Annotated in this window: 11 protein-coding genes and 1 tRNA gene; 5 read left to right on the plus strand and 7 right to left on the minus strand. The window is 60.4% G+C overall.

Annotated elements, in window-relative coordinates:
- From serB to mfd, 3 genes are all read right to left on the minus strand, one after another.
- A partial coding sequence (gene serB / locus ABWQ00_RS09175; protein WP_353238367.1) for a phosphoserine phosphatase SerB occupies positions 1 to 486 on the minus strand: 486 nt, incomplete at its 3' end.
- An 80-nt stretch (positions 487 to 566) separates the two neighbouring features.
- Entirely contained in the window at positions 567 to 1,697 is a 1,131-nt protein-coding gene (locus tag ABWQ00_RS09180) for an ATP-binding protein (protein WP_353238368.1), read from the minus strand.
- Positions 1,698 to 1,788: 91 nt separating this feature from the next.
- On the minus strand, positions 1,789 to 5,283 hold the full coding sequence (mfd, locus tag ABWQ00_RS09185; protein WP_353238369.1) for a transcription-repair coupling factor: 3,495 nt from the start codon (positions 5,281 to 5,283) through the stop codon (positions 1,789 to 1,791).
- A 131-nt stretch (positions 5,284 to 5,414) separates the two neighbouring features.
- Between mfd and ispD the strand changes: the two genes are divergently transcribed.
- Both ispD and ispF read left to right on the plus strand, forming a co-directional pair.
- On the plus strand, positions 5,415 to 6,128 hold the full coding sequence (ispD, locus tag ABWQ00_RS09190) for a 2-C-methyl-D-erythritol 4-phosphate cytidylyltransferase (RefSeq protein ID WP_353238370.1): 714 nt from the start codon (positions 5,415 to 5,417) through the stop codon (positions 6,126 to 6,128).
- Complete coding sequence (ispF, locus tag ABWQ00_RS09195) at positions 6,125 to 6,619, plus strand: 2-C-methyl-D-erythritol 2,4-cyclodiphosphate synthase (protein ID WP_353238371.1); 495 nt, start codon at positions 6,125 to 6,127, stop codon at positions 6,617 to 6,619. The genes ispD and ispF overlap by 4 nt, the downstream gene beginning before the upstream one ends.
- Here ispF and ABWQ00_RS09200 read toward each other — a convergent pair.
- From ABWQ00_RS09200 to ABWQ00_RS09210, 3 genes are read right to left on the minus strand one after another with little or no spacing between them, the layout of a single operon-like run.
- Positions 6,597 to 7,943: an ATP-binding protein gene (locus ABWQ00_RS09200; RefSeq protein ID WP_353238372.1), complete on the minus strand. Its 1,347-nt coding sequence runs from the start codon at positions 7,941 to 7,943 to the stop codon at positions 6,597 to 6,599. The genes ispF and ABWQ00_RS09200 overlap by 23 nt on opposite strands.
- Before the next feature lie 32 nt (positions 7,944 to 7,975).
- On the minus strand, positions 7,976 to 8,707 hold the full coding sequence (ompR, locus tag ABWQ00_RS09205) for an osmolarity response regulator transcription factor OmpR (protein ID WP_353238373.1): 732 nt from the start codon (positions 8,705 to 8,707) through the stop codon (positions 7,976 to 7,978).
- Positions 8,708 to 8,721: 14 nt separating this feature from the next.
- Entirely contained in the window at positions 8,722 to 9,492 is a 771-nt protein-coding gene (locus ABWQ00_RS09210) for a 3-hydroxybutyrate dehydrogenase (protein ID WP_353238374.1), read from the minus strand.
- Between the two features lie 110 nt (positions 9,493 to 9,602).
- On the opposite strand from ABWQ00_RS09210, the gene ABWQ00_RS09215 reads away from it, so the two are divergent.
- The 3 genes from ABWQ00_RS09215 to ABWQ00_RS09225 all read left to right on the plus strand — a co-directional run bounded on the left by ABWQ00_RS09215 (position 9,603) and on the right by ABWQ00_RS09225 (position 12,960).
- Positions 9,603 to 10,544, plus strand: coding sequence for an alpha/beta fold hydrolase (locus tag ABWQ00_RS09215; RefSeq protein WP_502908115.1), 942 nt, complete (start codon positions 9,603 to 9,605; stop codon positions 10,542 to 10,544).
- A 40-nt stretch (positions 10,545 to 10,584) separates the two neighbouring features.
- Positions 10,585 to 12,819, plus strand: a complete 2,235-nt coding sequence (locus tag ABWQ00_RS09220) for a RelA/SpoT family protein (protein WP_502908108.1) — start codon at positions 10,585 to 10,587, stop codon at positions 12,817 to 12,819.
- Between the two features lie 64 nt (positions 12,820 to 12,883).
- Positions 12,884 to 12,960 (plus strand) — tRNA-Val (locus ABWQ00_RS09225).
- Between the two features lie 280 nt (positions 12,961 to 13,240).
- On the opposite strand, the gene ABWQ00_RS09230 is transcribed toward ABWQ00_RS09225, so the two are convergent.
- Positions 13,241 to 14,809 carry a ShlB/FhaC/HecB family hemolysin secretion/activation protein gene (locus ABWQ00_RS09230; RefSeq protein ID WP_353238375.1) on the minus strand — a complete coding sequence of 523 codons (1,569 nt, stop codon included), beginning with the start codon at positions 14,807 to 14,809 and terminating at the stop codon, positions 13,241 to 13,243.
- Positions 14,810 to 14,822 lie beyond the last annotated feature (13 nt).

Genomic DNA, 14,822 nt, shown 5'->3' on the forward strand with positions numbered 1-14,822 from the left:
GCTTTGCATCACCAGGCCGCCCGTGAGTTCGCCGTTGACCACCTCGAGACGATTGGAACGGGCGAAGTCGATGTTCAGGCGCCCTTTGACGCGGTCGGCAAAGAAGGTGAACCCGCCCGAGACCAGCAGCACCTTCATGCCCGCCTTATGGCAAGCGTCAATCAATTCGGCCGCACCGGGGTTGATCTTCAGGCGCTCGGTGTAGACGCGCTCCATGTCAGCCAGCGTCACGCCCTTGAGCAGGGCCAAGCGGCGGCGCAGGCTGTCTTTGAAGTCGGTGATCTCGCCGCGCATGGCCGCTTCGGTGATGGCAGCGACCTCGGCCTTGCGGCCCACGGCGTCGGCAATCTCGTCGATGCATTCGATGCTGATGAGCGTGGAGTCCATGTCAAACGCGATCAGCTTGAACTGAGACAAAGACAGCGGGGCGGTGAAGCCCTGAATGGCGAGGCCGGGGGCAAACTCGGTGAGGGTGGCGGTGGTCATGGTCGACATTATCGCGGCTGGGGCATTCATTCCCCTGCCTCACCTCTGCGCTGGACAGCGCAGCCATCGTGACTCGATTTTCAAGCCGCCAATCTCTTCAAGTATTCATCCGCCCTCGTGATCTGTATCTCGCCCAGTGCATGGCTGTGCGGCAAGTGACGCACCACCTGTACCGCTTGGGCTTGGGGCTGTTCGCGGGCAAACCGCAGCAGGGCGCGGTGGGGTTTAGGGTCTGACAGTTTGCATTCCACCAAGTGGGTGAGCTGGCCTTGGAGGCTCAGTGCAAAGTCCACCTCGGCCCCGTCTTTGGTGCGGATGTAGTGCAGCCCGGTTTCTTGGCCTTGCACGTCGTGCTGCCACTGCACATGTTTATGCAATGCGGTGGCCACCAGGTTTTCAAAACGCAGCCCGTCATCGCCCACAACCAGGCCTGTGTCGTAAAAGTAGACCTTGGGCGTTTGCAGCACGGCGCGTGCAATGTTGTCGTGAAAAGGGCGCACCACAAAGACGATGTAGAGCGCCTCCAGAATATCGAGGTATTTTTTCAATGTGACGGGCGAAACGGCCAGGTCGCGCCCAATGCTGGCCAACGACAGGGGCGATCCCACGCGCGAGCGCAGCAGCTCGGCAAACAGGCGAATGGCGTTGACCTCTTGGATCCGCGAAAACTCCAGCACGTCGTTGCGCACCAGGCCGTCAAAGTATTGTCTGCGCCAGCGTTCGGCCTGTTCGTTGTCCGGGGCCAGGCAGGGCTCGGGAAAGCCGCCGCGCTCCAGCAAATGCGTCAGCGCCGCATCGGGTTCGGCCCCGGTTTGTTCGCACCATTCGCGCACCGAGACAGGATGCAGCCGCAAGCCAAAAAAGCGCCCAGCCAACGATTCGCCGCTTTGCCGAAAGGTGTCCATTCGGGCGCTGCCGGTCACCAGCAGTTGTTGGGTGGCGAGTTTGCCGTCGACTACGCCTTTGAGCCAGGCTTTCCAGTCGGGCATTTTGTGAATTTCATCGAGCACCAGCAGCGGCGCCAGTGGGTTCCAGCGCTGGTGCAGGATGATGGCCCGGTCTGCGGGCACATCGTAGTTGAGGTATTGACCGCCTTGCTGGGCGATGAGATGGCGGCTGAGCGTGGTTTTTCCGACCTGGCGCGGGCCAGTCAGGAACACCATTTTTTTGGCCAAGTCGGCCTGCACACGGTCATCGAGGTAACGTTTCATTCGGCCATTTTACGACCAAACGAAATAACATTATTAAAAAGTTGCGACCAAATCATAAAGCTATGTGATTTAGTCGACTCGAGGTGATTGTCTATGCCATCGATGCTTCTGTCTTGGATGACCCCAAACTCCTGAGCACATCCCGCACCATCTGCGCCCGCGCTTTGGGGTCGGGCAGTTCGCGCTCGATGCGGATTTTGTCGTTGCCCGCCAGCTTGATGTGTTTGTTTTTCTGGATCAGGCCAATGATGGCCATGGGGTCCACGGGCGGGTTGGGTTTGAATGTGATCTGGATGACGCCCGGGGCGGCATCTACCTTGATGACGCCATAGGGCTGGGTCAGCACGCGCAGGCGGTGCACGTCCACCAGCGTTTGCGCTTGCGGGGGCAGTTTGCCAAAGCGGTCCACCAGTTCTTCAAGCAGGGCGTCGATCTGGTCGCTTGTTTTGGCAGTGGCCAGCTTTTTGTAAAACGACAAGCGCAAATGCACGTCGCCGCAGTAGTCGCCCGGCAGCAGGGCGGGGGCGTGCAGGTTGATGTCGGTGGTCACCGACAGGGGGCTGAGCAAATCGGGTTCTTTGCCTGCTTTCAAGCAGCGCACTGCTTCGGACAACATTTCGTTGTACAGCTGAAAACCCACTTCGAGCATGTTGCCGCTTTGGTTTTCGCCCAGCACCTCGCCCGCGCCGCGAATCTCCAAGTCGTGCATGGCCAGATAAAAGCCGCTGCCCAACTCTTCCATTTGCTGGATGGCATCGAGCCGCTGCGCCGCTTGTTTGGTCAGGCCTTCGATCTCGGGCACCATCAAATAGGCATAGGCTTGGTGGTGAGAGCGGCCCACGCGTCCGCGCAGCTGGTGCAGCTGGGCCAGACCGAACTTGTCGGCGCGCGAGATCACGATGGTGTTGGCCGTGGGCACGTCGATACCTGTTTCGATGATGGTCGAGCACAGCAAGATGTTGTAGCGCTGGGCCACAAAGTCGCGCATCACGCGCTCGAGCTCGCGCTCGGGCATCTGGCCGTGGGCCACGGCGATGCGGGCTTCGGGCAGGATCTCTTCGAGCTTTTGCTTGCGGTTTTCGATGGTCTCGACCTCGTTGTGCAAAAAGTAGCACTGACCGCCGCGCTTGAGTTCGCGCAGCACCGCCTCGCGGATCACGCCCGTGCCTTCGTTGCGCACAAAGGTCTTGATGGCCAAGCGGCGTTGCGGCGCGGTGGCAATCACGCTCAGGTCGCGCAGGCCTTCGAGTGCCATGCCCATGGTGCGTGGGATGGGGGTGGCGGTGAGGGTGAGCACATCCACCTCGGCGCGCAGTGCTTTCATGGCCTCTTTGTGGCGCACGCCAAAGCGGTGTTCTTCGTCGATGATGAGCAGGCCCAGGTCATGGAATTTGGTGGATTCGCTCAGCAGTTTGTGCGTGCCGACCACGATGTCCACCGTACCATCGGCAATGCCTTTGAGTGCTGCGGTGACCTCCTTGCCGGACCTGAAGCGTGACACCTCGGCCACCTTGACCGGCCATTTGGCAAACCGGTCTTTGAGCGTCTGGTAATGCTGTTCGGCCAGCAGCGTAGTGGGGGCCAGCAGGGCGACTTGCTTGCCACCGGTCACGGCCACAAAGGCGGCCCGCAGTGCGACCTCGGTCTTGCCAAAGCCCACATCGCCACAGACCAGTCGGTCCATGGGGCGGGGGCTGATCATGTCTTGAATCACGCAGTGGATGGCGGCCTTTTGGTCAGCGGTTTCTTCAAAGCCGAAGTCGTTGGCAAAGGTTTCGTAGTCTTGCGGGCTGTAGCGGAAAGGATGGCCCTCTCGTGCGGCGCGGCGGGCATAGATGTTGAGCAACTCGGCGGCGGCGTCGCGCACCTGCTCAGCCGCCTTGCGTTTGGCCTTTTCCCATTGGCCAGAGCCCAGCTTGTGCAGGGGCGCTTCGTCGGCGCTCACGCCCGTGTAGCGGCCAATCAGCTGCAACTGGCTCACGGGCACATACAGCGTGGCCTTGTCGGCGTATTCAAGGTGTAAAAACTCTTGCAGGGTGGGCGTGCCGTCTTCGTTTTTCTGGCCCATGTCCAGGTTGACCAGACCCCGGTAGCGGCCGATGCCGTGGGCACTGTGCACCACCGGGTCGCCCACATTCAGCTCGCTCAGGTCTTTGATCAGCGCTTCCACGTCGCTGACCTGTTCCTGCTTTTTGCGGCGGCGCGTGACGGACCCTGCGGAGAAAAGTTCGGTTTCGGTGACCAGGTCGATGTTGTGCTCAAACCAATGAAATCCGCTGACCAATGCCGCGGTGGCCATGCCGACTTTTTCGTCGCTGGCCAAAAACGCTTGCAAGCTGTCGAACACAGGCGGCGTCAGACCGCTGGAGCGCACGAAGTCGAGCAGGCTTTCGCGGCGGCCATCGCTTTCGGCCAGGATCAGCACGCGACTCTTGCCGCTGCGGATGTGCGCTTGCAACCTGGCCAGCGGGTCTTCTGCGCCGCGCACCACCGTCAGCTCGGGCAGGGGCTGGGCGAGGGGGTTCTCGGCCACATCCTGCGCGCTGGGGCGCAAAGCCAGTTGGGCATGACCGTTGGTCAGCGTGTAAAACTGCTCCGCACTCAAAAACAGCGCATCGGGCGGCAGCACGGGCCGCTCGGGATCGCCTTGGACCAGGCGGTAGCGGTCGCGGGTGTCTTGCCAAAAGCGCTGAAAAGCGGGTTCCAGATCGCCATGCAGCACCATGGTGGCCGCATCTGCTTGTCCCGCGCCCAGGTAATCAAACACCGTGGCGGTCTCTTCAAAGAAAAGCGGCAGGTAGTACTCGATGCCCGCCGTGGCCACGCCGTTGCCCATGTCTTTGTAGATGCGGCTTTTGGTCGGGTCGCCTTCGAGCAGTTCGCGCCAACGGCTTCTGAAACGCGCACGCGCCGCCTCGTCCATGGGGAACTCGCGCCCGGGCAGCAGCCGCACTTCGGGCACGGGGTAGAGGCTGCGCTGGCTGTCGGGGTCAAAAGTGCGGATGCTGTCGACCTCGTCGTCAAACAAATCCACCCGGTAAGGCACCAGCGAGCCCATGGGGAAGAGGTCGATCAAGCCGCCGCGCACCGCGTATTCGCCGGGGCTGACCACTTGGCTGACGTGTGAGTAGCCTGCCAGCGTGAGCTGGGCCTTGAGTTGCGCTTCGTCCAGCTTTTGTTTGACCTTGAACTCAAAGGTGTAGCCCGCCAAAAAGGAAGGTGGTGCCAGCCGGTACAGCGCCGTGGTGGCGGGCACCAGCACCACGTCGGCACTTTCAAGGTAGTTGCGCTGCTTGATGCGCCACAGCGTGGCCAAGCGCTCTGAAATCAGGTCTTGGTGCGGCGAGAAAGTGTCATAAGGCAAGGTTTCCCAGTCTGGGAACATCACGCAGCGCAGATCGGGAGAGAAAAAAACCATTTCGTCCATGAGGCGCTGGGCATCGGCGGCGTCAGCGGTGACGACGGCGGTGATCTTCCCCGCTTTTTTCTCACGCTCAGCCAGCTGGGCCAGCAATACGGCATCGGCCGATCCGGCAGGGCGGGGCAGGGTGAAACGTTTGCCGGAAATCAGGCTGGGCAGTTGCATGGTGGCGAGGGGCAATGGCGAAAAGAAAATGCAAAACACCCCCCGCCAAGAAGGAGGGGGGTGTGAAAAGGTCAAGATGGCATGATTTTAGAGGCTGAAGCCGCCGACCTGCAAAACTACAATGTCACGATATGAATGAGCCCAAGCCCACGTACCGCTTTCACGCCCTGATCCCTTGCGCGGGCACGGGCAACCGTGCGGGCACGCTGCAACCGAAGCAATACCAGCAGGTGGCTGGTCAGCCCATGGTCATGCACACTTTGCAAGCTTTGGCGCAGGTGCCTCGATTGACCAGTGGCTGGGTGATTTTGTCGCCCGACGATGGGCATGCTTGGCCCGAGCAGGGCTGGCCCGCGCATTTCCAGCGCCTGTCCTGCGGCGGCGTCAGCCGTGCCGAGAGCGTGTTCAATGGCCTCCAAGCCATGTTGGCGGTAGGCCTTGACCCGATGGATTGGGTGCTGGTGCACGATGCGGCACGTTGTTTGGTGTCGCCCGAGTCGGTGACCCGCCTGATCGACACCTGCCAACACGATGAGGTAGGTGGGCTCTTGGCGCTGCCCTTGCCCGACACGCTCAAAAGCGAAGAGGGCGGACGCGTTTTGGCCACGGTGCCGCGTGAACACAAATGGTTAGCGCAGACACCGCAGATGTTTCGCCTGCAGGCCTTGCACGATGCTCTGGCTGCGGTGGCGGCCAGTGGTTTTGCGGGCATCACCGATGAGGCCAGTGCGATGGAGCGACTGGGCCTCAAGCCGCGCTTGGTGGAAGGCTCGGCGCAAAATTTCAAAGTCACTTACCCGGCCGACTTCGCGTTGGCTGAAGCCATTTTGGGGAGCAGGGCATGAGTTTCAGAATCGGTGAAGGCTGGGACGTGCATGCCCTGGTACCAGGGCGCAAACTGGTTTTGGGTGGGGTGGAAATCCACCATTCATCGGGGTTGCTGGGCCACTCGGACGCCGATGTGCTGCTGCATGTCATCACCGATGCGGTGCTGGGCGCAGCTGGTTTGGGCGACATCGGTCGGCATTTTCCGGACACGGATGCACAGTTCAAGGGGGCGAATTCGTGTGTGCTGCTGCAAGAAGCCATGCGGCGTGTGCGCGAAAAAGGATGGGAGCTGGTGAACGTGGACAGCACCATTGTGGCCCAAGCCCCCAAGCTGGCCCCGCACATGGCAGCCATCAACGCAGGCGTAGCGCAAGCGCTGGGCGTGGCCTTGGATCAGGTCAATGTGAAGGCCAAGACGGCAGAAAAGCTGGGGCCCGTGGGCATGGGCCAAAGCATGGAAGCCCGTGCAGTGGCCTTGCTGACCCTCAAGACGGCGTCACCTGCCTGAATTTCATCAGCGCCATCAGCCCCCCGGCGCTGTTGTTGAAAACCGAGAACGTGCCACCCATGCGCTGCACCGACTTTTCGACAATGGCCAATCCCAAGCCTGAACCCGTCGCGTCGGTTCTGGCGCTGTCCCCTCTGAAAAACGGTTGGGTCAGGTTTTTCAAGGCTTCTTCAGAGACGCCTGGACCTTGGTCGCGCACGCGAAGCAAGACCCAGCCTTCGTGCAAGCGGGCCACAATTTCGACCCGTGTGATGCCGTCGCTGGGACTCTGGCCGTAACGGCGGGCATTTTCCAGCAAGTTGGACAGGACCCTCACCAGTTCGACTTGCTCGGCATAGACCTGCAGATCTTCGGCGACATCCACGCTGATTTCAAAGCGGGTGTCGTTGCGCCATGGCGCAATGCTTCGGCTGATGACGCCCGACAGCAAAACCGGCCCTAAATTCGTGGGCTCTGGCCGGGCGTAGTCGAGGAACTTGTCGATGATGGCGTCGAGCTGGGCGATGTCGGCGGCCATCAAATGGCGGGTTTCGAGGTCGGCCACGCTCAGCTCGGTTTCCAGGCGCAAACGGGCCAAGGGCGTGCGCAGATCGTGAGAAATGCCCGCCAGCATCACGGCCCGTTCTTGCTCGATCTTGGCCAAGCGTTCGGCCATGCGGTTGAAGCCGATGTTGACTTCGCGGATTTCGCTGGTGGCTGCATCCTCGTCCAAGTTGGCGCTGTTGAAATGTCCATCGCGCACTTGGCTGGCGGCCAAAGACAGGCGCTTCAAAGGCCGGTTGATCAGACCAGCCATCAAGGCCGCGCCTCCCAATGAGAGCACAAGCGTCAAGCCCAGCCAAGTCAGCCATGCCGAACCGCCCAGCGGCCTGAGCCGTTCGGGGTCCATTTGCAGCCAATAACTGTCACGCTCGATCTTGAAGCCGATCCACAGGCCGTCGACTTGGTTCACCTGGGAGGCGATCAGCGTGTCCGGCCCCAGACGTTTGACCATCTCCTTGACCAATCGGCGCTCCAGTCCTGAAGTCCCAAAGGCCTGGATTTGGTCGCCAGGTTCTCGAATTTGGATGCTGACATCTTCTTCGTCGGCCAGTGTTTTGAGCAGCGACACCCGTGCGATCGCATCGGTGTGCACCAACGCGTTCTTGGTCAAATTGACCACTGTGGCAATTTGGTGGGCGTTGCGCAAAATGCGGGGCTCGTACTCTTGGGTACGAAACATTTGGAGCCAAGCCATGCTGCTGAACAAAATCAGCAAGGCCAGCAAAATGAAAGTGCGCCAAAACAGGCTGAGCTTGAGCTTTCGAGCGGGTTTGTAGGCCACGCTCGGCTCTGGGTTTGCGACTTGAGTGGGGCTCACGTTTGGCCATCGGGCACAAACACATAACCAATGCCCCAAACCGTTTGAATGACTTTGGGTGCGGCAGGGTCTTGTTCGATCATTTTCCGCAGGCGAGAAATTTGAACATCCAAGCTGCGGTCAAAAGGCTCGAAATCCCGACCACGGGCCAGTTGGGCCAGTTTTTCCCGCGAAAGGGCTTGCTTAGGATGCCGGGCCAAGGCTTTGAGCATGGAAAACTCGCCGCTGGTCAGCGGCATGTTTTCGCCTAAGCGGCTCAATGAGCGTGTCCCCAAATCGAGCGTGAAGGCACCAAAGACAATGACTTCGTTGTCTGCAATCGACGGTGCACCGGGGACTTCGGGTGCTGGTCTGCGTCGCAAGACGGCGTGAATTCGGGCCAACAACTCCCTTGGGTTAAAGGGCTTGCCCAGGTAGTCATCGGCACCCATGTCCAGGCCCGCGATGCGGTCGGTATCTTCGACCTTGGCTGTGAGCATGATCACGGGTGTTTTGTTGCCAGCCGCGCGCATCCGCTTGCAGATGCTCATCCCGTCTTCACCAGGCAGCATCAGGTCAAGCACGACCAAGTCGATGGTTTCGCGCTGCATGATGCGGTCCAAGGCCCGGCCATCTTCGGCCAACAAAACATCCAAGCCTTCTTGCGACAGAAAGCGCCGCAGTAAATCACGGATGCGTGCGTCATCGTCCACGATGACAACTTTGTCCAAGCGGTTGAAGCTGTTCATGGCCGGGTGCTCGATTATTGAGCGGTCCAGCCGCCATCCATGTTCCAGGCCACGCCGCGCACGTTGTTGCCCGCAGCCGAGCAGAAGAATACGGCCAGCTCACCCAATTCTTCGGGGGTGGTGAACTGCATTGAAGGCTCTTTTTCTCGCAGCAGCTGCTTTTTGGCTTCTTCGTTGGACAGGCCCATGGCCACTGCTTTGGCATCCACTTGTTTTTGCACCAGTGGGGTCAGCACCCAGCCGGGGCAAATGGCGTTGCAAGTCACGCCTGTGGTGGCGTTTTCAAGTGCGGTGACCTTGGTCAGGCCCACCACACCGTGCTTGGCGGCCACATAGGCTGATTTTTCGGCAGAACCTACCAAACCGTGGATGGAGGCCACGTTGATGATGCGGCCCCAGTTGGCCGCTTTCATGGCGGGCAGAGCCAGCCGTGTGGCGTGGAAGGCGCTCGTCAGATTGATGGCGATGATGGCGTCCCAGCGTTCGACCGGAAAGTCCTCGACCTTGGCCACATGCTGGATACCGGCGTTGTTGACCAGAATGTCCACGCGCCCAAAGGTGTCGGCAGCAAACTTCATCATGGCTTCGATCTCGTTGGCTTTGCTCATGTCGGCACCGTGGTAAGCGACTTTGACACCCAAGGCGGCCATCTCGGCCTTGGGGCCTTCGACATCACCGAAACCATTGAGGACGATGTTGGCGCCTTGCTTGGCCAAAGCTTTGGCAATGCCCAGACCGATACCGCTGGTGGAACCCGTGACCAACGCTGTTTTACCTTGCAACATGAGGATGACTCCGAAAGATGAGAAAGATGAATTAGGATGTTCAAAAGTCCATTATGGCGCTGCCCAAGCCCGGTTTGATGGGTGAACTCTCCAGATTCTTGCCAATTGCCATGACCCTCACGCCCAAGCCCGCCAACGCATCGCCCCAGCTCGAATGGGTGACCTGCCCCCACCCCGAAGGTCAGCACCGTATGGCCTTTTGGCGCTGGGGCGACGTGAATGCCCGCCGTGTGGTGGTGTGCGTGCATGGCCTGACCCGCCAAGGCCGCGATTTCGACCGTTTGGCTCAGGCTTTGATGGCGCGAAGCCCCGAACCCCTTCAAGTGATTTGCCCCGATGTGGCGGGACGAGGGCGCAGTGAATGGCTGAGCCATGCCTCGCTTTACCAAATACCGCAGTATGCGAGCGACATGTTGGCCATGTTGGGACAGATTCAGCTGCAGCTTGGGACAGACAAGCCTCTGCAAACGCTGGACTGGGTGGGCACCAGCATGGGTGGCTTGATTGGCATGGTGCTGGCCGGACAGCCGGGCCTGCCTTTGCCTTGCCCCATTCGCCGATTGGTACTGAACGATGTGGGTCCGGCCATCACCTGGGCGTCGGTGCAGCGCATGCAAGCCTATGTGGGGCAATACGGCCAATTTCGCGATCTCGATGAAGCCGCAGCAGCGCTGTGGACCTTGTCCCAAGGCTTTGGCCCAGTCTTGCCCGAGGTTTGGCGCGAGATGTCGGCGCACATGACGCGTCCGGGAATCGATGGCGCCTTGACCCTGCACTACGATCCGGCCATTGGGGTTCCCTTGCGTGCATTGACGCCTGAGGCAGCCACCGCTGGCGAGGCCAGTTTGTGGGCTTTGTACGACCAAATTCAAGCCCAAACCTTGCTCATCCGTGGCGGGCAATCCGATTTGTTGACGCTCGATACCGCCTTGGCCATGACGCAGCGTGGGCCGAGAGCCCAGTTGGAGACGTGGCCAGACTGTGGTCATGCACCCACCTTGACCGCTGAGAACCAAATCGCGGTGGTGAGTCAGTTTGTGCTGGGCGCTTGAAGCCATGGTTGGCCCAAGTTCTAGCCATTCTGCAAGCCCCATGGCGCCTTCAGGGCGCTTGCACGCGCCTCATTTGCCCCCCGTCATGCTGGCCACGGCCGACGGCCAGAGCCTGCCTGCAGATGCCGAACTGTTGGCCAAAGCCCGCGCATTTGCCGAGCCTTTGATTGCGGGCGAATCGCTGGACACCGGTGAAAACATTTTGGCGCACGCCGACGCGGTGGCCACGATTTTGGCGGACATGGGGGGCTCGGTGGCCATGCAAGCGGCCATTTATTTGGTCTATGCCTGTCCGCACCTGAACAAGCCAGAGGAAGTGATGGGCAAGGCCTTTGGCTTGCATTTGGCCAAGCTGGCCCTGCAAACCAACCAGTTGGTGCATGTTCAGCGCTTGTCCCGCGCTGCTGAGACCAGTGCTCAGGGGCCTGACAACACACCTTTGAGCCCGCGCATCCAGACAGAAAACGTGCGCAAGATGCTGTTGGCTTTCAGCCGCGATTTGCGGGTGGTCATGCTGCGACTGGCTTCGCGTTTGCAAACGCTGCGCCATTACGCCGCCACCAAATTGCCGGTGCCCTCAGCGTTGTCCAGCGAGTCCTTGCAGGTGTTTGCACCACTGGCTAACCGCTTGGGCATTTGGCAGATCAAATGGGAACTGGAAGACTTGTCCTTTCGCTTTCTGGAACCCACGACCTACAAGGACATTGCCCGGCTGCTGGACGAAAAACGCGCTGAGCGTGAACGTTACATGTTGGCGCTGCGAGAACGGCTGCAGCAAGCATTGGCCACCCAAGGCATTGAGGCCATTGTGGAGGGGCGGCCCAAACACATTTACAGCATCGTCAAGAAGATGCGTGGCAAGGCGCTGCCTTTTGAACGCGTGTTCGACATCCGGGCGCTGCGCGTGGTGGTGCCCAATGTGGCTGACTGCTACCAGGTGCTCAGTTGGGTGCACGAGCACTTTGTGCCCATTGCCGAAGAGTTCGACGACTACATTGCCAAGCCCAAAGCCAACGGCTATCAGTCTTTGCACACCGTGGTGCGCGATGTCGATAGTGGCCCCATTGAGGTACAAATCCGCACCCAGGCCATGCACGAGCACGCAGAGCACGGTGTGGCTGCACACTGGGCCTACAAAGAAGCTGGCGCCAAGGGCTATGCCGGGGTTTCTGCCAGCAGCGAATACGACACCAAGATCGCGGTGCTGCGCCAGTTGTTGGCTTGGGAGCGCGATTTGTCTGGGGCCGCGCAGGCCCACGGGCAAGGCAGCGGCTTGTTTGAGGACCGCATTTATGTGTTGACGCCGGATGCGGCGGTGGTGGAGTTGCCGCAAGGCGCTACCGCCATTGACTTTGCCTACACCGTTCACACCAATTTGGGTCACCGCTGTCGGGGCGCCAAGGTCGACGGGGCGATGGTGCCCCTGAACACCCAACTGGCCAACGGTCAGACGGTGGAAATCACGGCGATCAAAGAGGGCGGGCCTTCACGCGATTGGCTCAACCCCGAGTTGGGCTTTTTGGCCAGTCCGCGTGCGCGGGCCAAGGTGCGAGCTTGGTTCAACGCGCAGGTCAGTGAAGAAACCATCGCCAAGGGTCGGGAAGCGGTCGAAAAATCCCTGCAGCGCTTGGGCCGCACCGCCATTCGCCTCGAAGATTTGGCCAGCCAATTGGGCTTCAAGTCGGCAGACGGCTTGTTTGAGGTGGTGGGCAAAGACGAATACTCACTGCGCAACATCGAGGTCTTGCTCAACCCCCCCGAGCCTGCACTGGAGCCCGATGAGTACTTTCAAAAGAAGTTCAAAGGCGCAGTGGCCCGCAAATCCCCGTCTGGTGTCTTGGTGGTGGGGGTGGATTCGCTGTTGACCCAGCTGTCGCGTTGCTGCAAACCCGCACCACCCGATGCGATTGGCGGTTTTGTGACACGCGGCAAGGGCGTGAGCATTCACCGCCAAGATTGCAGCAACTTCCGCGAGCTGGCTTCGCGTCATGGCGAGCGCGTGATCGATGTCCGTTGGGGTGAGGGCAAAGCCTCGGAAGGCTCGGTCTATCCGGTCGATGTCTCGGTTGAGGCCATCGACCGCCAAGGCTTGCTGCGGGACATATCAGAAGTGTTTGCCAAAGAAAAAATGAATGTGATCGGTGTGCAAACCCAGTCTGTCAAAGGCATGGCCTGGATGACCTTCACGGTGGAAATTGGCGACGCCATGAGTCTCAACCGGGTCTTGGTCACCGTTCGTGGCGTCAAAGGCGTCAGGGCCGCCCGCAGGCGCTGAACTCGTCAACCTCAATAAGCAGTTTTAAAAAAGCGGTTTTTGACGCTATAATTTGCGGCTTAGCAGGCGCGTAGCTCAGTTGGTTAGAGCACCACCTTGACATGGTGGGGGTCGCTAGTTCGAATCTAGTCGCGCCTACCAAATTTGGTAGTTTTCAGAGATAAGTCACCGCAGCGAAACGGGTTTTTCAACCTAGGCATTTCACAGTGCCCTATTCGAAAGACTTGGCAATGATTGACTTTGAAACTCCGGTTTCTCGGGTCTTGCGTGGCATTTGCCATGATCTCAAAGTCGATGAAATGGTTTGAAAGCGCCAAGACGCCATTTCTCTGCGGATGTGCGCCTCGGCCAGCCAGTACCCGTCCCTTGCCTCTTTCAGTTTGCGCCATCAGAACTTCCCTCTTCAGGCGCTCTTGTACCCTCAAAACACCGCCGACACCGACACCCACAGCTGCCCCGATGTCGCCTTCTTCGCCTCTCTTGTGTTGCCGCTCAGCGGCTTGGCCCACTGCGCCTGCACCGTGTACTTTTGGTCCAAGCTCCACGCCACCCCCACGCCCGCGCTGCTGAGTTTGACATTATTGAGGCCACTGCCCGAAAAGGGATGGCGCCTGATCTGCCCCTGACCATGGTCGTAGAACGCCGACAGCGTCATCTTTAGCGGCTCCACTTGGTACCTGACGTCTGCCGTCACCACCGCGCCTTCGTCCACCGACTGCATCCCCGTGGGGTAGCCCCGCACCGCCTGCGCGCCCGCCAGGGCCATCTTCTCCGAGCTGTCCAGGTTCTTGCTGGTCAGCTGCCCGTTGGCCCTTAGGCTTGCCCGCACCGTGGAGCTCAGTTGCACAGTCTCTTGCAGCAAGACATTGACCTTCGCAAACTGCCCCAGAGTGCTGCTGTTGAACACCGCTTGCGCAGCATCCTGATAGCTCAAGCGCCCCGCCTTCATGTCCACTTGGTAGTTCAGCTGCGCAGCCTTGCCCCCCACAGCGTGCAGGGCATAGCCCCCCACGCCCAGCTTGGGCGACATGATCGTGCGGCGCGTGGCCCTCGACAGCTGTGCGTCGTTGACTCGCGCTTCATCGAGCCCCAGCGTGATATGGCTTTGCCCTTTGGCCGCCATACTCAGTGGGTAACTGGCAAACACCGATCCGGTTTGCCCCTCTCCAAAGTTGCCCCCCGCCAGCGTATTGCCCAAGGCGTAGGTGAATTTGCTGATGGCTGCCCCCACGCGCCAGCCGTCGCTGCCCACGGGCACGTCGTAGCGCACCTGCCCAGACGTGACTCCGCCAGCGTCTTTGTCGCTTTGCAGCGCGCCAGGCGAGTCCGTCAGGCTCACGCTGAGCCTGTCACCCCATCCGGCCGGGTTGGAAAAGTCACCCGACGCCGTCACCCTGTTCTTGCCCGTGGTCTTCGCGCCGTGGTTGTCCAGCGCCAACTCCCAGCGCTGGGAGTTTTGTCCTTGCACCTTCATCTTCAGCTGCGTCTGCCCCGGCTGCGCTGCCGCAGTCAGCACCGGCTCCACCTGCGTCACACCCGGCGTCGCTTTGATGATGGCCACCACGCGCTCAAGCCGGTCCGTGTCCGCGGGCTGCCCCTCCAGTGCGCGCAGGCTTCGGCTGTAACTGTCCAGGTTCACCTGCGAGCTGTTCTCCACCGTCACCGTCGCCAGCCGCGTCTCCGTGATCACCAGCTTGAGCGTGCCTTGCGTCACGTCTTGCGGCGGTATCTGCACGATCGTCAGCCCCAAGCCACGCGCGCGGTACAAGTCACTCACCGCCTGGCGCATCGCGTTCAGGTGCGTGGTGTCAAACCCCATCTTTCCCAGCCAGGGCTTCAATGCGTCTTGGATCGCCGCATCCTCCACCAAGGCATTGCCCTGCACCTGCACTTGCCGAATCACGCGCTCGCCCGCCACGTCCTGCGCTGCCGCGCGCTGCCCGTATCCCGCGAAAGCCAAGCAGGCCAATGCAATGAGTGTTGTTTTCATAGGGTCACGCTTC

It is taken from the genome of Limnohabitans sp. (assembly GCF_040400975.1).
Classification (GTDB): domain Bacteria; phylum Pseudomonadota; class Gammaproteobacteria; order Burkholderiales; family Burkholderiaceae_C; genus Limnohabitans_A.